The 20,316-nt window shown below is 48.6% G+C and carries 15 protein-coding genes; 10 read left to right on the plus strand and 5 right to left on the minus strand.

Going from position 1 to position 20,316, the window contains the following annotated elements; genetic code table 11:
• Nucleotides 1-128 precede the first annotated feature (128 nt).
• Nucleotides 129-674, plus strand: coding sequence for a dihydrofolate reductase family protein (locus PBN151_RS19855; protein ID WP_072730377.1), 546 nt, complete (start codon nucleotides 129-131; stop codon nucleotides 672-674).
• Nucleotides 675-824: 150 nt separating this feature from the next.
• Here the strand turns inward: PBN151_RS19855 and ilvD are convergent, their stop codons facing one another.
• Together ilvD and PBN151_RS19865 are read right to left on the minus strand one after the other, a co-directional pair.
• Entirely contained in the window at nucleotides 825-2,510 is a 1,686-nt protein-coding gene (gene ilvD, locus PBN151_RS19860; RefSeq protein ID WP_072730378.1) for a dihydroxy-acid dehydratase, read from the minus strand.
• 289 nt (nucleotides 2,511-2,799) lie between these two features.
• Entirely contained in the window at nucleotides 2,800-3,891 is a 1,092-nt protein-coding gene (locus tag PBN151_RS19865) for an acyltransferase family protein (RefSeq protein WP_072730379.1), read from the minus strand.
• A 1,119-nt stretch (nucleotides 3,892-5,010) separates the two neighbouring features.
• Between PBN151_RS19865 and PBN151_RS19870 the strand changes: the two genes are divergently transcribed.
• The 4 genes from PBN151_RS19870 (at nucleotide 5,011) to PBN151_RS19885 (ending at nucleotide 10,834) form a co-directional block, all read left to right on the plus strand.
• Nucleotides 5,011-6,021 (plus strand): 2-oxoacid:acceptor oxidoreductase family protein, encoded by a 1,011-nt coding sequence (locus PBN151_RS19870; protein ID WP_072730380.1) that lies wholly within the window; start codon nucleotides 5,011-5,013, stop codon nucleotides 6,019-6,021.
• Nucleotides 6,022-6,050: 29 nt separating this feature from the next.
• Nucleotides 6,051-8,357: a thiamine pyrophosphate-dependent enzyme gene (locus PBN151_RS19875; RefSeq protein ID WP_072730381.1), complete on the plus strand. Its 2,307-nt coding sequence runs from the start codon at nucleotides 6,051-6,053 to the stop codon at nucleotides 8,355-8,357.
• Between the two features lie 208 nt (nucleotides 8,358-8,565).
• Nucleotides 8,566-9,345, plus strand: coding sequence for an NAD-dependent protein deacylase (locus tag PBN151_RS19880; RefSeq protein ID WP_227774880.1), 780 nt, complete (start codon nucleotides 8,566-8,568; stop codon nucleotides 9,343-9,345).
• 4 nt (nucleotides 9,346-9,349) lie between these two features.
• Entirely contained in the window at nucleotides 9,350-10,834 is a 1,485-nt protein-coding gene (locus PBN151_RS19885; RefSeq protein ID WP_072730382.1) for an FGGY-family carbohydrate kinase, read from the plus strand.
• Nucleotides 10,835-11,036: 202 nt separating this feature from the next.
• Here the strand turns inward: PBN151_RS19885 and PBN151_RS19890 are convergent, their stop codons facing one another.
• A complete protein-coding gene (locus tag PBN151_RS19890) occupies nucleotides 11,037-11,249 on the minus strand; it encodes a hypothetical protein (RefSeq protein WP_072730383.1) in 213 nt (70 codons plus the stop codon).
• Nucleotides 11,250-11,284: 35 nt separating this feature from the next.
• Nucleotides 11,285-12,238 carry an AraC family transcriptional regulator gene (locus tag PBN151_RS19895; RefSeq protein ID WP_072730384.1) on the minus strand — a complete coding sequence of 318 codons (954 nt, stop codon included), beginning with the start codon at nucleotides 12,236-12,238 and terminating at the stop codon, nucleotides 11,285-11,287.
• Nucleotides 12,239-12,406: 168 nt separating this feature from the next.
• Between PBN151_RS19895 and PBN151_RS19900 the strand changes: the two genes are divergently transcribed.
• The 5 genes from PBN151_RS19900 to PBN151_RS19920 all read left to right on the plus strand — a co-directional run bounded on the left by PBN151_RS19900 (nucleotide 12,407) and on the right by PBN151_RS19920 (nucleotide 19,383).
• Nucleotides 12,407-13,612, plus strand: a complete 1,206-nt coding sequence (locus tag PBN151_RS19900; protein ID WP_072730385.1) for a galactokinase — start codon at nucleotides 12,407-12,409, stop codon at nucleotides 13,610-13,612.
• 4 nt (nucleotides 13,613-13,616) lie between these two features.
• A complete protein-coding gene (gene galE / locus PBN151_RS19905; protein ID WP_072730386.1) occupies nucleotides 13,617-14,603 on the plus strand; it encodes a UDP-glucose 4-epimerase GalE in 987 nt (328 codons plus the stop codon).
• 13 nt (nucleotides 14,604-14,616) lie between these two features.
• Entirely contained in the window at nucleotides 14,617-16,227 is a 1,611-nt protein-coding gene (locus tag PBN151_RS19910; RefSeq protein ID WP_072730387.1) for a UDP-glucose--hexose-1-phosphate uridylyltransferase, read from the plus strand.
• 290 nt (nucleotides 16,228-16,517) lie between these two features.
• On the plus strand, nucleotides 16,518-17,390 hold the full coding sequence (locus PBN151_RS19915; protein ID WP_227774882.1) for a hypothetical protein: 873 nt from the start codon (nucleotides 16,518-16,520) through the stop codon (nucleotides 17,388-17,390).
• A gap of 460 nt (nucleotides 17,391-17,850) precedes the next feature.
• The gene (locus PBN151_RS19920) at nucleotides 17,851-19,383 is read left to right on the plus strand and encodes a copper amine oxidase N-terminal domain-containing protein (protein WP_072730389.1); all 1,533 of its coding nucleotides are present in this window, start codon (nucleotides 17,851-17,853) and stop codon (nucleotides 19,381-19,383) included.
• Between the two features lie 136 nt (nucleotides 19,384-19,519).
• Here the strand turns inward: PBN151_RS19920 and PBN151_RS19925 are convergent, their stop codons facing one another.
• Nucleotides 19,520-20,272 carry an IclR family transcriptional regulator gene (locus tag PBN151_RS19925; protein ID WP_072730390.1) on the minus strand — a complete coding sequence of 251 codons (753 nt, stop codon included), beginning with the start codon at nucleotides 20,270-20,272 and terminating at the stop codon, nucleotides 19,520-19,522.
• Nucleotides 20,273-20,316: the final 44 nt, after the last annotated feature.

Below are 20,316 nucleotides of genomic sequence, written 5' to 3' on the forward strand. Positions count from 1 at the left end.
CTCATCCAAGATGAGGCAGCCTGTTTTGCGTACGCTGGCAGAGAGAACTTTCCTTTAGTAATATGACAGAGGATGACATCATTAAGGTCTATAATGAGGGAAACAATCAATGAAAGGGGTGGCCATTTATGGGGCGAAGCATCATTCTTGATTTAGCCGTTACGATAGACGGTTTTATTGAAGGGAAGAATGGAGAAGTAGATTGGTGCATGATGGACGCTGAGATGGGGTTTACTCATTTCTTACATCAAATTGATACGATTTTGTATGGAAGAAAAAGTTACGATTTATGGGGACAATTTACGCCAGGAAGCGAAAGTACGGAAGCTGAAAAAGAAATGTGGGAACTCGTGCACAGTAAAGAGAAGTATGTGTTCTCCAAGACGCAAAAAGGAACTGATAATCAAGCGATATTCATAAATGACAATATCCTTGAAGAAGTAAATGCATTAAAGAATAAGCCTGGTAAAGACATCTGGCTGTATGGTGGAGCAAGCCTTATCACAACTTTTATCCGTTTAGGTCTTGTTGATGAATTCAGATTATCAGTTCACCCTGTTATTTTGGGCGAAGGGAAACCATTGTTTATGGATATAAAACAGAGGTTGAATGTAAAGTTGGTTCATACAAGAACATTCTCCTCTGGCGTTGTACAACTAATCTATAGAACATAATATTGCATGTCAATAATCAAAACTATCATCATGAAAATCGGGATTGGATCCAGCATTGTTTAGCCTACAATTTATTTTTGCAGAACAAGAAGCCCGCTCGGTATAACAGAGCGGGCTTCCTTATTGCAACAATACGTATTAAAAATAGAATTAGATCTTTAAAATACCGCCTTGGCTTGCATTCGTAACGAGCTTGGAGTAGCGGGCGAGATATCCGGACTTCACCTTCGGCTCGAAGCCTTTCCAACCAGCACGACGTCGTTCAAGCTCTTCATCGGATACTTGGAGCTCGATCTTGCGGTTGTTAAGGTCGAGTTCAATAATATCCCCATCTTCAACGAAGGCGATTGGGCCGCCTTCTGCTGCTTCAGGCGAGATGTGACCAATGCTGATGCCGCGGGAAGCGCCAGAGAAGCGTCCGTCTGTAATCAGACCTACCTTAGCGCCCAAGCCCATGCCGACAATTTGCGAGGTCGGAGCAAGCATCTCAGGCATGCCTGGACCGCCCTTAGGGCCTTCATAGCGGATGACTACTACATGGCCTTCCTTGACTTTGCCGTTCGCGATACCAGCCAATGCTTCGTCCTGGGAGTCGAAGCAGATTGCAGGGCCCATGTGATGCCCGCCAACGGACGGATCAACCGCGCCGACCTTAACAATCGCACCTTCTGGAGCCAGATTACCGAACAGAACGGCCAAGCCGCCGCGCTCGCTGTGCGGGTTATCCAAGGTGTGAATCACATCGGTATCGAGAATTGGGCTGTCCGCCACATTCTCACGCAATGTATTGCCTGTTACGGTAATGCACTCGCCGTGGAGGGCGCCTTCCTTCTTGAACAGCTCGTTTAGAACCGCGCTGACGCCGCCAGCGTTGTGCACATCTTCAATATGATAATCGGAAGCAGGCGCAATCTTGGCCAAGTGAGGCACACGCGCTGCTACTTCGTTAATACGTTCAATTGGATATTCAAAGCCAGCTTCTCTTGCGATAGCAAGCGTATGAAGCACCGTATTCGTGGAACCGCCCATCGCCATATCAACGGCAAAGGCATTGTCGATAGCTTCCATTGTTACGATGTCGCGCGGCTTAATGTCCTTCTCAATGAGACTCATCAGCTGCTTCGCGGATTTCTTGACGAATTCGCGGCGTTCAGGCGCTACAGCAAGGATCGTTCCGTTGCCCGGAAGCGCAATTCCGAGTGCTTCTGCCAAGCAGTTCATAGAGTTGGCTGTGAACATGCCGGAACAGGATCCGCATGTTGGACAACCATACTGCTCCAATTCTTGAAGTCCTTTATCGTCAATCTTGCCGGCTTGATAAGCACCAACACCTTCGAACACGCTGGAGAGGGAGATGGAGCGGCCGTTGGAATCCTTACCAGCCTTCATTGGCCCGCCGCTGACGAATACAGTCGGGATGTTGACGCGCAATGCGCCCATAATCATACCTGGTGTAATCTTGTCACAGTTCGGAATACATACCATACCGTCGAACCAGTGTGCGGATACAACGGTTTCAAGGGAATCTGCGATAATCTCACGGCTTGGCAGCGAGTAGCGCATGCCGATATGGCCCATGGCAATCCCATCATCGACGCCAATGGTATTGAATTCAAATGGAACACCGCCGGCTTCGCGAATGGCTTCCTTTACAATTTTACCGAATTCCTGCAAATGTACATGACCGGGAACGATATCGATATACGAGTTGCATACTGCAATGAACGGCTTGTCGAAATCTTCTTCCTTAACGCCTGCGGCACGCAGCAAGCTGCGATGAGGTGCACGATCAAAGCCCTTTTTAATCATGTCTGAGCGCATCTTTTTGGCTGTCATATGGTAAACCTCCATCTCATGTCCTTCCCGTCGCGCGGGACGAGTCCTATTTTTCTACGTCTTACATAAAATCGAACTTTTGAATGGCTTTTTCTAGTGCTTGCCAATGGGTTTCTTAGTAGTCTATCACAACTGTTGGGGTTTTTCTACCAATCCATTCTAGGTGAACACGCTGTTGCACGTACAAAAACACCGCAAGAAAACAGCATGCAAAAATGCAGATTCTCGCGGTGTTTGGACAATGATTGTGAGCCGAAACCAGCTCGTATGTGACAGCAAGTATAATCGATCAGCTATGCTTGATTTTCGCGCGGAACAGCTTATGGCGTATCCATCCTGCAATCGGATCCCACTTCGGCTCAATAATCGGATGGAGCCATGCCGTAACCTGCGGCTGCGCCAGCAGAACAGCACCGGCAATAGACGCCGTGATCAGCAGTGCTGCGCTCCAACCTGACGTAATATGGGCATATACACCTGTCAGCACGACGAAGCGAATAATTAGCCCATGGAGGAGAAACACGTACAAAGTTCGCTTGCCTAAGCTTGTTAAATGAGTTTCCCGTATTGGCACCCAAGCCAAGAAGGCAGCGGAAGCAACTATTTGCGTCAAGTAGATGACGGTACGGTTGAATAGGGCAAGCCAACCGGACTGTGTCCATCCAAGCTCATGGAAGGTCATATGATTCATGAACCAGATAGGATTGATAGGCTCAGACATCATATAGAGCACGACAAGCAGCGCCATGGATATGGCAACCCCTATATACCGCACGAACGGTGTCAGCCATGCCCGAAATCTCTCATAAGAGAATGTGTACCCAATAACGAAGAACGGCAAATAGACGACCGAACGAGAAATGCCGAGCCACGCGCCCTGGAGCGGCAGAAAGCCGACTAGAAATCCTAATACAATGGAGATAAGCAGTGGATGACTTATCGAAAAACGCGTGAACATTTTCATCATAAGTCTCCAAAATAGATGGCCGACTAAGAACCAGAGCAGCAAATATGGAATGAAAAAGGAATGACTAATGCCTGGTACGCGAAACACAAGATAATCAAGCAGCGAGTAGATCGTTTGAAAAATAATATATTGAAGTGCGATTTGCTTCAGGATACGAATACCTGCTGCACCGTTTAGATTGCTGCGTGCAAAATATCCTGTGATGAACACGAATAAAGGCATGTGGAATGTAAAAATCCAAAGGAAAATAGCTTTCATCTCAGGCATGCGCATGATGAGTGGTTCAATCGCATTGCCGACAAAGACGCATACAATTAGTAGAAATCGCAAATTTAAGCCGAACGTCTCTCCACTTTTCGTTAACGTTGACGGCCCGCATCCGGGGGCAGTGGGGATACTAAGGTGCTCCCGCATGATGGTTCCCTCCTTACCTAGGTGTAGTCGGTTTACGGATTTCTCTATGAATGTAGCTCCGTAAGCCGGCGAGCTCATTAGCTGTCAATTACAAGTTCAACGTAACATAGAAAATAAGCACACATTGTGATGTTAATCACAAATAACGCTTTCAATTGTGCCCATTGTTTGTAGGCAGTGAAGACTGCTTAATTCAGGTTGACTAGTTGGCAAATATAGGGTTATGATAGGCCGTAATAGAGCACATTTCTACAAGAAAAGAAGGGAGATGACACTTGCAAGCGTTGCCAATTTTTGGTGCGACATTTGATTCGTAATAACTCGTGACAACTGCACTCCTTCTGAATCTGGGGCTGCGGATATTTGCTAGTATTGGTATATTCCTTTTATGGATAGAAACATAGCATTTCCCCAACTTTGAGAGAGCTGCTTATCATCGGCTCGCGCGCTTGCAATGGATTCAATTAGGAATGATTGAGCCCTGACAGTCATAACATAATAGACCTCTAGCATATATGTTACGAACTATGACACATGCCTTTATTTGAGACAGATCATAATTTTTTGAAATCAAATCTTACTTCGGCACACGGTATCTAATCCGTATGCGTGCATGATCATGCATGGCATTGCACGACTTTTCACCTCAACCTTCAAGGATCTATTGGATTCTCATTCTCACATTACCACGCATCTGGGCTGTCTAGTCTTTTCTTTCTATTAGATTGCAGTCATTCATTATTCACATTTCATCGATTGGTCAATTTACCCTTAGTCATTAGTGACATAAATCATACTTTGTACCATCCCATCAGTTTTACCATTTTGTCATACCGTAACAAGTGCGAGTTCCCATTGTTTCATTTGTGGTGCATTCGAGGTGCAGCACGGAACACTTAGAACTGGTTCGTCACATCTAGTGCGGGCAAAGTGGTGTATTTTGCTGTCCGAATACAGCCTGAGTCAACCTGCATTCTGCACTTCGATGAGAACGATGCGAACAACCTCCACCATTCTCGGTTCTTTCTGTCTACGAGACAGCTGCACATAATGACAAAGGTTCTGCTCCCAGCGTCGTAAGCGCCGTAAGGCAGGAGCAGTTAGGAAAGGAGTACCTATATGGTTACACTGCCTAAGGTTAATGAACTAGGTTTTTTTGAAATCCGATTGGAGTCAATCGGGGGACTTGGAGCGAATTTGGCCGGCAAAATGCTGGCGGAAGCTGGAGTTACCGGCAGCGATTTGAACGGCGTCAGCTTTTCCTCATATGGATCAGAGAAAAAGGGTTCTCCAGTTAAGGCGCATATCCGGTTCTGTATGCCAGAAACGCTAATCCGGGATACGACTCCGGTGGAACGTCCTCATATCGTAGGTGTTTTCCATGAGTCTTTATACAAGACAGTCAATGTAACGAGCGGCATATATGAGGACAGCCTCATACTCGTCAACTCTGCCAAATCTCCTGAGGAACTGAAGGAGAAGCTGAAGCTGCCGGGTGGAACCATCGCGGTGGTCGATGCAATCGGAATTGCATTGGAAGAGAAAAATCGCGTGAATATGGCGATGCTCGGTGCGCTGTTCCGCTTATGCGACTTCTTGGATGCGGAGCAAATGAAGAGCGTTATTCGCAAATCACTGGAGAAAAAATATCCAGGGGCGGTTCAGCCAGCGCTGAATACGTTCCAACGTGGATATGATGAAGTGAAATTCCAATCATTTTCCTTCCCTGAGGGAGTTCTGCTGCCGAAGCCAATTCGTTGGGATAGGCCAGCGCTTGGCTATGAGACGCAGCCTATCGGCGGTACCGTCGTGAATCCAGGCAACTCCATCTTGAAGGATTTAAGCATCTCTCGTGCCGGTATGATGCCGCACTTTGCCTCAGATAAATGTATTCATTGCGCGGCCTGTGATAATGTGTGCCCTGATTTTTGCTTTGTGTGGGAAGAACAGCCGGACAAGAAGGGTCGACCGCAAATGTTCCTCCAAGGCATTGATTATCAATATTGCAAAGGCTGCTTGAAATGTGTATATGCATGTCCTACAGAAGCATTGACCGATGAGCGGGAAGAGGACGGATATGCGGATGAACATCGTGTTCCGCATATGTTCGAGCTGGCTGAACGCCATTGATAGATAGAAGGTAAGGAGGATGAGTAGCTATGGCAATTGAGTATGAAAAAGAAGTGACCGGCGGTACGGTTGAGCAGCGAATGGTGTATGAGTCAGGCAATGAAATGGCTGCATATGCCGCACATCAAATTAATTATCATATTATGGGCTATTTTCCGATATCGCCATCAACAGAAGTGGCACAATTCCTTGATCTGATGAAGGCGAACGGACAGCATGACATTAAGCTAATTCCAGCAGACGGTGAGCATGGATCGGCAGGAATATGCTATGGAGCCTCGACTGCAGGTGGACGGGTATTCAATGCGACGAGTGCGAACGGATACATGTATATGCTTGAACAAATGCCTGTCCAATCAGGTACGCGATTCCCGATGGTCATGAATTTAGTGTGCCGCTCCGTATCAGGTCCGTTGAACATCCATGGGGATCATTCGGATTTGTACTTTGCACTGAATACAGGCTGGCCGATTCTGCTCTGCCGAGATCCACAAGCGGTGTACGATATGAACATTATGGCGCTTAAGCTTGCAGAGGATCCAGAGGTTCGGCTTCCAGTGCTAGTTGCATTCGATGGCTACTTCACCTCGCACCAGAAGCGTCGTGTTCAGACCTTCGCCAAGCGAGAAGACGTACATCGCTTCGTTGGCGAACAGCCTGTGCGCGGATTCGCTGATACACTGGATCGCAATAATCCGATCACGGTAGGACCTTATATGAATGAGCCGGATTATATTAATAACTGCTATCAGCAGTCCATGGCTATGTATAAGGCAGAAGAGGTGTTCGACCGCATCCGCACCGAATATGCTGCACTGACGGGACGAGATTATCCGATTCTGGATTTATATCGGATGGAGGATGCAGAAGTAGCTGTATTCCTGCTCAATTCCGCGGCGGAAATTATTAAGGATGTCGTCGATCAGCTTCGGGAGCAGGGAATTAAAGCCGGTTCCATATCGCCGAACATCATTCGCCCATTCCCAGCGAAGGAGATAGCGGATGCGCTGGCTCATATTAAAGTCGTGACAGTGGGAGACCGTGCTGATTCTTATGGCGGTCACGGCGGCAATATGGTCAATGAAGTGAAGTCAGCACTGTTCACGCATGGTAACCGTGATACGATGATTATCAGCCGTATTTACGGGCTTGGCGGCAAGGATTTCTATGCTGAGGATGGCCACGCACTGTTCGAGTGTGCCATTGAGGCAGCACAGAAGGGGTATGTCGAGAAGCCATTCGATTACCATGGACATACGCCTGGTGACCCAGCCAAGGCCCCGCAGCGTGTCATTGAACCGATGAAATATGAAGATTTGAAGACAGGGCTAATTACGGTGAAGCAGGATGAGGAGTCCGGCAAGCTAAGCGTTCGCGTTCCGCCGCTGCGCCAATTGACGAAGAAGCCGAAGCGAATTGCTCCAGGCCACGGCGCGTGTCCAGGCTGCGGCATCTTTTCCGGTCTTGAGCTGTTCTTCAAGGGGATCGAGGGGGATATTGTAGCACTGTTCCATACGGGCTGCGCAATGGTTGTCACAACCGGGTATCCTTACTCTGCCCACAAGGCGACATATATTCACAACCTGTTCCAGAATGGGGCAGCAACGCTGTCCGGAGTCGTCGAAATGTTCTGGGAACGGAAGCGGCGCGGTGAGCTGGATCACCTGAACCTGCCAGATGATTTCACGTTTGTGATGATTACAGGCGATGGCGGGATGGATATCGGTATGGGGCCGGCGATTGGAGCGGCTCTGCGCAATCATAAGATGATTATTTTGGAATACGATAATGAAGGTTACATGAATACGGGGGCGCAATTGTCATATTCGACTCCGCTTGGCCACCGCACTTCCACCTCTAACGTAGGCAAGGTGCAGGCGGGCAAGATGTTCCATCATAAGGATACCGCGCAAATTATGGCGGCAACGAACATTCCATATGTCTTCACAGGTAGTGAAGCATTTCCACAGGATTTGCTTAAGAAGGCGGCTAAAGCACAATGGTATGCTCAGAATGAGGGGCTTGTATACGGCAAAATTTTAATTACCTGTCCTCTTAACTGGCTGTCCGAAGACAAGCTGGGCACACAGATTGTCAATGCGGCCGTAGATTCCTGCTTCTTCCCGTTGTATGAAGTGGAACAAGGGATTACAACAATTACGTACAATCCGGAGGATAAGAATAAGAAAGTTCCGTTACTCGAATGGCTGGTTATGATGGGCAAGACGAAGCATATGAGCAAGCCGGAGAATGCGGAGGCGCTGCAGTCGTTCGAGCATGAAGTAGAGCGGCGCTGGAATGTGCTCAAGGCGAAGAGCGAGAACCCGTATCTATAATAGGCTAGGTTAATATATTTTACTCAATCCATATAGGCCTGAGAACGCATCTGTACTTGATGCCTTCTCAGGCCTTCTTCGTAGGAGCAGAAGAATAGCTTGTCAGTGTGGGATCGCGCATGCCGCCCTTGAAATCTTTCCCTAGATGAATAGGTACGGTATACTTAAAATTGAACTATTTAGGTGGAAAAGGGAGGAAGCGACGACGATGACAGAACAAATGAATCCTATTCTTCATGCTCATGCAGAGGAGCTGGCAGATTTATTGCGCAGCAGCAGGCATGTTGTTTTTTTTGGCGGAGCAGGAACATCGACAGAGAGCGGGATTCCCGATTTCCGATCGGACAATGGGGTATTTGCGGATGATGAGGCATTCCGATATCCTCCGGAAGTCATGCTGAGCCGTTCCTTCTATGATCGTGATCCGGCGACGTTCTATCGTTTCTATCGCGCGAAGATGCTGCATCCCTCTGCGAAGCCGAATGGAGCACATCGTGCATTGGCCCGGCTAGAAGAGGATGGTATTGTGTCGGCAGTCGTCACACAAAATATTGATGGACTGCACCAAGCAGCAGGCAGCAAGGAAGTATGGGAGCTTCATGGCTCGGTGCACCGGAACCGCTGCACCGCTTGCGGAACGGAATATGGACTGGATGCAGTGTTGAACAGTGAACAGGTTATCCCTTCCTGCAAGCAATGCGGAGGGACATTGAAGCCTGATGTTGTACTGTATGAAGAGCAATTGAATGATGCGGTTATTTCAAGAGCGATTGAACGGATCCGGGAGTCGGATCTGTTAATCGTGGGCGGCACTTCGCTTACTGTGCAGCCAGCGGCCAGCTTTGTTCGATTAGCAACGAAGGCGAAGCTGGTGCTGATGAATCGGACAGCGACGAGCATGGATGGACATGCGGATGCGGTATATCGTGAACCGATGGGGGAATTATTCGCACTCGCATATTACAAGATGACAGGGAAAGAGGTATAGCCCTATGCGCATGATCGGGGTTGACCTCGGGACGACCAATCGCAAGGTCGGACTATTCGATGAGTCAGGCAGACTTCTAGGACAAGCGAGTCGTCCAACTGTTACCGTAGATACGAATGAAGGCTACGTTGTATACGATCCAGATGCGATGTGGAATGACGTATCCGAAATGGTTCGCGAGCTAATGGATGCTCACGGTGAAGTTCCTGTTGATTATATCGGGATTACGAGCATGGCGGAGAGTGGACTGCTCGTGAACCGTCACACAGGCAAGGTGCAATCTCCGCTCCTGCCGTGGTTCGACACATGCTCTTCCGAGCAAGCGGAGCGGGTTCGTCAAGAAGGAACGCCGTTGGAGCTGTTCCAGCGTACAGGCCTGCACCTGTCGTTCAAGCATGGATTGCCAAAGCTGCTCTGGCTGAAGGATAGAGAGGCGAGTATGTTCGAGCAGGCTGTGTGGCTGTCCGTATCGGGATATATTGCATACCGATTAACTGGTGCAATGGCCTTCGACCCATCGCTTGCGACGCGAACATTTGCATACAGTATGGAGACGGACAGCTGGGATGTCCCGTGGATTCGGCATTTCGGATTGGATGAGCAGATTTTCCCGGAAGTTCTGCCAAGCGGCATACCCCTAGGAACTGTAGCGCCAGAGGTAGCGGGAGCCCTTGGTCTGTCTGCCCATACACGAGTTGCAATTGGCGGGCATGATCATGTCTGTGCAGCACTTGCAGTTGGGGCTGTGCAGCCGGGCGACGTATATGTTTCTATGGGAACAGCAGAGACGCTCGTTGGCACAATCGCGAAGCGTCCACTCGGACAAGCAGAGTTTGATACCGGATTATCCTACGGCTATCATGTTGTGCCGGGTTATCACTTCTGGATGGGTGGCAATGCTTCTTCAGGCGGTGCAGTGGAATGGATTCGGAGACAGCTTGCCGATGAGACATTGTCCTACGAAGAGATTAAGCAGCTCATGAACGATGTGAACGATGGCCCAGGGGAAGCTCTGTTCTTCCCGTATTTGTCGGGAAGCGGCGCCCCTTATCCGAATTCGAAGACGCGTGCTGCCTTTATCGGTCTGTCCAAGTCGCACGGCAAGAAGGAGCTATTGCGGGCAGTATTTGAAGGTACGGCTTATCAGCTGGAGATGATTCGTCAAAGTGCGGAACGCAATTCGGAGCATGAGATTCGCAATATGTGCGCAGTTGGAGGCGGAACAAGGCTTCCTGCATGGTTGCAAATGAAGGCGGATATATCGAATGCAACGCTCGTCGTGCCGCCTATTGAGGAGGCGACGATGCTTGGCGCTGCATGCGCAGCTGCACTTGGGGGCGGGTATTATGCCCATGCAGAGGAAGTGCGTCAGGCGATGCAAAGTCGAGGCGTAGACACCTATCATCCTCATGCAGAGCGTCACCTTCGTTATCAACAGGTATACGACTCACGCTATATGCCTGTCGCAGAAGCGTTGTGCGGGATGTAGCGATCCATTAAGAGAAATGAAAGTCTCATCGGCGTGGAACGACAGAGCGGGATTCATAACATAACTTGGAAGCAATAACGATAAGAGTCCATATCAAAAGCCTTGAAACAACTACAGCATTAGAGTGGATATGTCATTCACATAATAAGGAGCGTTGCTTTTTTCTGTTTATCAGGGCAACGCTCCTTTTCATTTAGCTAAATTAGGATTTGTGAAATGGATTCAGCTTGTCTACCGCGCGGCGGAACAGCTCGCCAACTGCGCTAGTCTGCTTGTGATCCTGTACGTAGACTCCACCAGTATTCGTAAGGTCTTGAATAAGCTCCGAAATGGATTTGGATGCAGCTTCCTTGCGACCGGACTCCACTAATCGCGCCTGCTGCTCCCACTCTTCCTTGATGCTCAGTCTTTTCATAGGTGTTCCCTCCTAATTCTTGGTGTACATCCATACTAAGATTTACGCTGATAAGTGCTGTCGGGTTGGATAACTTGATTGCGATAGGTTGTAGGAGGCTGCCCATAGAACCGCCGGAATTGTCTCGAAAAATAGAGCGCATCAGGGATGCCGACCGAGGCGGCTATATGCTCAACCGTTAGATCAGGACGTTCTCGAAGCAATTGGCGGCCCTTATCGATTCGCAGCTTCAACAGGAAGGTAACAGGTGTCATGTCCGTTATCCGCTTAAATATGCGAGAAAAATAGGCCCTGCTGTACCCTAAACTCTCCGCGATATGCTCGATGGATAATGGGTGCGCATATTGAGTAGACATCATCTGGATAGCCTGCCGTACGGTCTGCTGCATTTCAGACTCGGGACGCAGTCGATTCGTGTCATCCAATTGCCGCTGTATGCCTGCATATTTCGCCATAATGAGATGGAGATAGCCGTGTGCAATCAGATCTGCTGCTACACTTCGCTCTTGAAATGCTGCAGTAATGTGCTTCATCTGATAGGGAACATCCATGTGATCGTCTGCACGAATAATGGGGGTTTGTTCCGAGAACCCAGCACGGCCTACGAGGTCATCAGCAGAACTGCCTTGAAAGGCAATCCAGCAGTATTTCCATGGCTGCGCTGCATCGGATTCATAGCTGACGAGGCGTCCGGGTGCGATGAGGAACGCATCTCCCGCCTGAAGCTCGTAAGTTTTCGTTTCCGTTGAAAATTTTCCCTGTCCTTCCATAATATGATGAAGCAAATAGTAGTCGTAAAGTTTAGGGCCGACCTTATGAGAGGGGACGGTCTGGCTTTCCCCTGCAAATAGGACGCGTAATCCTTCTTGTTCGACGTAGGTTGGATTTGATGCAACCGTATAGGTCTCTAGAGCGCTGACGACACTAGCCTCTGCATCGCTAGTTGCAGTTGCTGCCTCTGCCGCTTCATAATTAAGGGAGTCAGTCATAACGAGATCCTCCTTGCGTGTACAATAATAGTATTGTAGCATGAAAATGATGGTAGAGTCACATAAGTCCATATGTAGCGCACATCGATATATTACGAAATCCAGCGGATATTCGTATGATTGATGTAACGGTATCGTATTCACGTGAAACAACGGGAGGTCATTGTAATGGATGCAAGCAAACTACTGGCAGGTTTTGAACAACGATATGGAACGAGTTCTGCACCGGTTCGTTTTTTCCATGCTCCAGGACGAGTGAATTTGATTGGAGAGCATATTGACTATAATGGAGGATATGTGCTCCCTGCCGCATTGGAATTCGGGACGACTCTATTAATTCGTGAACGTGAGGATCAATGCATACGACTGGCATCGACGAATTTTGAATATCAGCTGGATATTGAACTGGATGCACTTGCAGAAGCGAAGCAGGATCAATGGACGGATTATCCAATCGGAGTCATGAATCAGCTCTCGAAATCGGCTCGTGGCTTGACTAGAGGATATGAGCTGCTATTCCACGGAGATATTCCGAATGGGGCAGGATTGTCTTCTTCTGCATCACTGGAAGTGGTAACCGCTTATGCGCTGCTCACGATGGAAGGGCACAGCATCGATCGAACAGACATCGCTGTATTGTCCCAGCGAGCAGAGAATCAATTCGTCGGCGTGAACTGTGGCATCATGGATCAATTCGCAGTATCGCAAGGCAAGCTGGATCATGCCATTCTATTAATGTGCGATACGTTGGAATATACGCATGTACCTTTCCAGACAGAGGGGTACTGTCTTATTATCGGCAATACGAATAAGCGCCGCGGGCTAGTCGATTCGAAGTATAATGAGCGCAGAGCACAGTGTGATGAGGCGGTACGGGCGCTGCAAGCTACATATCCGCATATGACGCTGCTGGCGCAGCTTACCGCGGAGCAATTCGAAGCTGCGGCCGATACGATTGCAGATGATATCGTGCGTGCACGTGCGGCGCATGTCATTGCAGAGCATGATCGCGTGAAGCAGTCGGTTGAGGCGCTGAAGAACAATGACCTGATTCGTTTCGGCGAATTGATGAATGCATCGCATGACTCCTTGCGTGATTTGTATGAAGTCAGCTGCAACGAGTTGGATATTATGGTAGAGGAAGCACGACATATCGAAGGGACACTTGGTTCTCGAATGACGGGAGCAGGATTTGGCGGCTGCACGGTATCGCTCGTACGTGAAGGGGATGCTGAACAATTTGTCGCGCAAGTAGGTTCCGCATATGAACAGCAGACCGGATTACATCCGGAATTTTATATCTGTCGCGTAGGAGATGGGGTAAGAGAGATCAAGCCTTCTATACAGACAGCAACAATTGGTGAGGAGTGGTAATAGCATGGCAGTATTAGTTACAGGTGGAGCAGGGTATATTGGTTCGCATACGGTTGCAGAATTGTTGGCACGCGGTGAAGAGGTCGTGATTGTAGATTCGTTAGAGACTGGACATAAAGATGCGGTTCTTGGAGGTACGCTTCATATTGGTGATATTCGCGATAGTGCATTTCTCGATTCTGTATTTGCGCAACATTCTATTGATGCAGTCATTCATTTTGCTGCCTACTCACTTGTAGGAGAGAGCATGAGCAATCCTGCGAAATATTACGATAACAATGTCCACGGCACGCTTGTTCTGCTTGAAGCGATGCGCAAGCATCAAGTGTCCCGGATTGTATTCTCATCAACTGCAGCAACTTATGGGGAGCCGGAGCGCACACCGATCGAAGAGACAGAAGCGACGAACCCGACGAATGTATACGGGGAGACGAAGCTGACGATGGAGCGGATGATGCGCTGGTTCGATCAAGCACATGATATTCGCTACGTTTCGCTGCGTTACTTCAATGCGGCTGGCGCTCATGAGAATGGCAAGATCGGCGAAGATCATAGACCTGAGACGCACCTCATTCCACTTGTATTGCAGACAGCACTTGGCCAGCGGAAGGAAATGAAGGTGTTCGGCAACGACTATCCTACAGCTGACGGCACATGCATTCGTGATTATATCCATGTCAGCGACTTGGCTGATGCCCATGTGCTGGCAGTTGAATACTTGCGCGGCGGCGGTCAGAGCGATGTGTTCAATCTGGGCAGCGGCAACGGGTTTTCGGTTCTGGAAGTGATCCAGACTGCAGAACGGGTTACGGGAAGAAGTGTACCAACTGTGGTGGAAGAGCGCCGAGCCGGAGACCCTGCTGTGCTTATCGCATCCGCTAACAAAGCGAAGTCTGTTCTGGGCTGGAATCCGAAGCGGGATGATCTGAATGTGTTGATCGAGAGTGCTTGGAAATGGCATCAAGCACGTCCACACGGATACGATAGCTGAGGAGGAATGCGAGATGACACAAGGTGTGGAAGGATTAGCTCTGTCGCGAGCATCTGCCCAGCGGGCAAGCTTCGCGATTGAGACCTTGATTCGATATGCAGTACATCATGATCTGATGAATCGGCTTGATATGCCCTATGTTCGCAATCAGCTACTAGCTTTATTCCAATTGCCAGAGCCTTGTTCAAGTTTCCGAGATGAGCAATGGGAAGCAATTCCGGATGAACCGCATCCTATACTCGATGAGCTGCTGGATTATGCCTATAAGAGCGGCATTCTTCCAGATAACACTATGACGCAGCGCGATCTACTTGATGCGCGGATTATGGGGCTGCTCATGGCGCGTCCTTCTGAGATGCAGGACCGTTTCCAACGGATACGGATGACGGATGGAATGGAGCGGGCAACCGATGATTTCTATCGTCTCAATCAAAAGTGCAATTATATTCGGACTGATCGTGTCCGCAACAATGAATACTGGCTCCATATGAGTGAGTTCGGTGAAATGGAAATGACGATCAACTTGTCGAAGCCGGAGAAGAGTCCGCAGGAAATTGCGCTTGCTGCACAGTTGTCCGCATCTCACTATCCCGAATGTCTGCTCTGCGCGGATAATGTAGGGTATGCAGGAAGACTGGATCATCCTGCCCGGCAAAATTTGCGCATTCTCCCAGTGGAGTTGAACGGAGAATCCTGGTATTTCCAATACTCGCCGTATGTGTATTATAACGAGCACAGCATTATTTTCAACAGTGAGCATATTCCGATGAAGCTGACGCGTAATACGTTTGCACGTTTGCTGCACTTTACGGAGCAATTCCCGCATTATTTCATTGGTTCTAATGCTGACCTGCCCATTGTAGGCGGATCGATCCTCAGTCATGATCATTTCCAAGCGGGCAGACATACGTTCCCAATTGAACGAGCGCCGATCGAGACTCGGTTCACGCATTCGGCATACCCTGGCGTAACCGCAGGGATTGTTCGCTGGCCGATGTCAGTGCTGCGCCTGCAAGGTGAGCAGCCGGATGTCCTGCTTCAATGTGCGGATGAAATCTATGAGCAGTGGAAGCTGTACAGTGATGACAGCGTAGGGATTGCAGCGAGTACGACTCGTGACGGGGAATCGATTCGTCACAATACGATTACGCCAATTGTAAGGCGCCGGGGTTCGTTATTCGAGATGGACTTGGTGCTTCGCAACAATCGCACAGATGAGGTTCACCCTGAGGGCATATTCCATCCACACCGAGAGCATCACCATATTAAGAGAGAAAATATCGGCTTAATTGAAGTGATGGGGCTTGCGATTCTCCCAGGGCGTCTGAAGCAAGATATTGAGCGGATTACGACTTTGTTGTCCGAACAAGGACAATGGATGGAGGCAAGGGATCAACTGAAAGAAACCGATAGCCTATATCCTCATCGTGTTTGGGTGGATCAATTACTGGATCAATACGGGATTATGGCAGTTGATAAGGCTAGACAGGTCATTTTGCATGAGATCGGCAATAAGTTTGTGACCATACTGGGTCAAGCGGGCGTATTCAAGCATGATGAGTTGGGACGCGAGGCCTTCTGCCGCTTCGCCATGGCATGTGGGTATGAGCAAGTAAAGCCATGAGCGGATTTTGGAAGACATCGTAATATTAACAATTGAATCCTATTGATACTTAAATATAAGTGATGCTGAATTCTATTAATACTGCGATATAAGAGATACTGAATTCTGTTAATACTGTTAATACTGAGATGTAAGTGATAGTGAAACATAAGGATTAACGAGTGTTGCTGAGTGTTATTGATTGTTAATATAAACGATTGAAACGTATATATAGTAGAGTACGTAATAGTGCCATTAAAGCAGTATAGAGAGAAGATCAAAAGGGAATGAGGACGGAAGGGGGAGCGGCAGTGGCTGCTTTACAGATGAATACCATTCAGCATGAACGCTGGGGCGAGAGTTTGCACCTAGAGAATGGAACCTATGAGGTAATTGTGCCGCTAACATTTGGCATCCGAATTATGCATTTCAGCTTATGCGGTCAAGAAAATATGCTGTTCGAGGATCGTGAAGGGGCAATCCGCCAGGAGGGAGAAGCGTTCCATGCCTTAGGCAGCGACGGTTGGCTGCTTCGCGGCGGGCATCGGTTATGGGCAAGTCCAGAAGCTTATCCACGGACGTACACGCCGGATGATCGGCCTATTGAATACGTACGAACAGCGTCAGGCGTGAGATTGATTGCTCCGGTAGAACCATGGACGCAATGCGCCAAGGAGATCGAGCTGATTTTTCAGCAAGACGACGTCGTTGTCATCCACCGTATTGCCAATAAGGGAGCATGGCCGATTCAGCTGGCACCGTGGGCGATCACGGTTATGGCACCGGGTGGTACAGCTGTTGTTCCGCAGATTACAAGAGATACCGGCCTGCTCCCGAACCGCTCCATTTCGCTGTGGCCATATGCTGCTATGAATGATGAGCGGGTGACATGGGGAGAACGACGCATCGAAGTGAAGCAAGTTGCTCACCTGAAGCAAGCGTTCAAGTTCGGTATGCTTCAAGAGGAGGGCAAGGCGTCTTATACAAGAAATGGAATCGTTTTTGAGAAGCGCTATGAACCGATTTCTGGTGCGAGTTATCCGGACGGGGGCTGCTCCTTTGAATTGTATACGAACGAGCATATATTGGAACTAGAGTCACTCGGGCCGCTTGTTACCTTGGAACCAGAAGCTGTAGCAACCCATCAGGAAGTGTGGAGCTTGGCTCCAATCAAGGTTCTGTAATTTGCAATGTGGAATGAAGCGGAGTTCAGTGATTTTCCACAATGAACAAATAGCTAATTAGATGTCTAGTACTTCCATATGAATGATTGAATAGGCATTGCTACAATTGGCGCTGTCCGCTGTATTCTTGGAATATAGCTGGCAGCGCTTTTTCTATTCAGGCATTGAGACGGTTGGAGGACTGCTGATATAGATGCAGATGAATTGCAAGAACAACTACAAGAACAACTACAAGAACAACTACAAGAACAACTACAAGAACAACTACAAGAACAACCACTAGAGTAATTGCAGGAGTAACTGCAGCCAACAGGGGATCTCCGATATATTGTTGGAATTATTTCTTTACACGGTATTCCGATGTCCTTCATAATGGTCATGAGATACATACAGCTTACGTATCAGATCGGAATTGTAAAGGCAGGTATTCGATATGAAATGGAAAGAGGGGAAACGGGACATGAAAACATGCAAGTGGTTAGCAATGTGCATGGCGGCAGTGCTTGTGCTGCTAACAGGCTGTCAATCAATTGGCGGACTTGATGTGACGAAGGTCATGAAGAAGCAGCTGGACATCAACTCGTATGAAGCACAGCAGACGATGAGCATTCATTTTGAGCCGGCATCTGGCAAGCTGCAAGATGATGATACTGCAATGATAAAAGCATTCAACGATGCGCAATTGACAATTCAAGTGAAGGCGCAGGATGCCCAGCGTTTTTCGATGAGTGGCAAGCTGAAGGTGGCAAGCGACGAGGTTCCGTTCACGATTGGCTGGAAAGACAATCGCATGGTGCTTAAGCTGGAGGGAGCTAAATCCCCTATTGTAATGAGCAATGATATGAATACTCAACTTTTATCTACGGTTCAACCTGCTTCAAAGCAATTGAAGGCTTTTACTGAATCTACGATAACGCTATTTGGCAAGCATGCACCGAATCCTCAAAATGCATCTGTAAAGCAAGTCACAGAGCAAATAATGGGACAATCGCTGCCATTATCGCAGCTCCATATTGAATTCGGAGGCAATGAACTGGTGCCATGGGTGAAGCAACTGCTTCAATCTGCTCTGAAGGACGAAGAGGGCATGAAGGCTTGGTTTCTGGAAATGGGCAAGTGGTACGTACCGATGCTAACGGCTGCGCTATCGCAAGCAGCTCCTGAGATGGAGGGAGAGGTTCCAGATATGCTGAAGGATGGCGAGGCATTTGGATTATCGGCGTACAAAATGTTCAAGGAACAGCTGCCATCCATCATTTCACAGCTCGATCAAGGTTATGAGGCTTGGGTGAAGAGCAATCCGGACGCGGCCGTTCTGCTCGGGCCAGATACGAAGCTCGTCTTGGATCTGTATGCAGATCAGGAATCGAATATTCGCAAGCTGAATGCATCGCTCGCGATCGCTGTTCCGGCTTCTGCTGGCGCTCCGTTCAAGAAGGTTACCATTAACCAATCAACCGAATACAGCAACCTAAATGGTAATGTGAAGGTGGATGACGTGGATTTCTCCTCTTCCGTATCCCTAACAGATCCAGAGATGACGCCTGGCAAGTGGCTCAGACACTTCGACCCTTCATCTGTAGCGCACAAATGGCTGAAGCAAGTGGGAGTAACGAAGAAGTGGACGACAATCCCAGTCTCAACGACGAACTATGACGACTGGTTCTATGATGATATGGCGCTGCCGTATACGAAGAGTGGAACGATGATGGTTCCGCTGCGCTTTATTACGGAGGAATTCGATGCGAAGCTGAAATGGGAAGGCAAGACGAAGCTGACCATAACTGATGATATTACGGGAGCAGTAGCGGAACTAACGATGAATAGCAAGCAGGCGAAGGTTGGTGGGCAGACGCTTGTCATGCCGCTAGCACCAGAAGTGAAGGATGGGCAATTATATGTTCCGCTCCGCTCACTGTCGCAAATGCTAGGCTTCACGTTTACGATCAATAAACATGACGGGTCGCAGTGGCTCGAACTGAACCGTGAGTAACGGTTACGGTATGCTAATCGTGCTCATCTAATAGCAAGAACAACAATAAGGGAAGCGGATTAAGGGGAAGGTTCCTCTTCAATCCTGCTTCCCTTATGTATGATGAGGGCGATGCATTCCTTGCAAGGATACGCGTCTAACTAAAGCCGTGCAGGCGCGACATCTCTTGGGTCACCTGCAGCAGCATGCTGATCCAGCGATCGACATGAGGCTCCATTCGATCACTCGGGCCGATTAAGCTAATAGATGCATGTACAGAGCCATCACCATGGAAGATCGGTGCAGCAATGCCGGTTACGCCAATATTGCGCATGTTCGAGCTCATCTCATAGCCCCGTTCACGGATATTTGCAAGACGCTCGCTCATTTGCTCGCGCTCCGTGATGGAGTAGTTCGTAAAAGCAGTCATTGGCTCTTCAAGCAAGGCCTGCTGAAGCGACTCCGGGCTATAGGCCAGAATAACGCGCGAGGCACTTGTCGCATAGAGCGGAAACCGCCGATAGGCATCAATGATGAAGCGGATTGGCAGCGGGGAGTCGAGCTTGTCGACATAGATCGCGTCCTGCTGATCGCGAATACATAAGCATACCGACTCCTTCGTCAATTCTGCGAGCTGCTGCAAGTAAGGTCTTGCAAAGCTGACCATATCATCATCATTTTTTACCTTATTTCCCAATTCCAGCAGTGTATACCCTAATGAATACAGCTTCGTCCGTGGATGCTGCTTGATCAGTCCTTCGCTCTCCAAGGTGGTCAGCATTTTATGGACAGCCCCCTTAGACCACTGCAATTCGCGGCTTAAATCCGTGACTCCCCATTCCTTCGATCCGTGAAGAAACAGCTTCAGCAGTGTACAGCATTTCTGAACGGATGACAGATAGTGCTCCATATTCTCTCTCCTATAATCGTACTAGCCGATATTTTCAATTGGTG

The sequence above is a fragment of the Paenibacillus sp. NAIST15-1 genome (assembly GCF_001894745.1).
Taxonomy (GTDB): Bacteria; Bacillota; Bacilli; order Paenibacillales; family Paenibacillaceae; genus Paenibacillus_B; species Paenibacillus_B suaedae.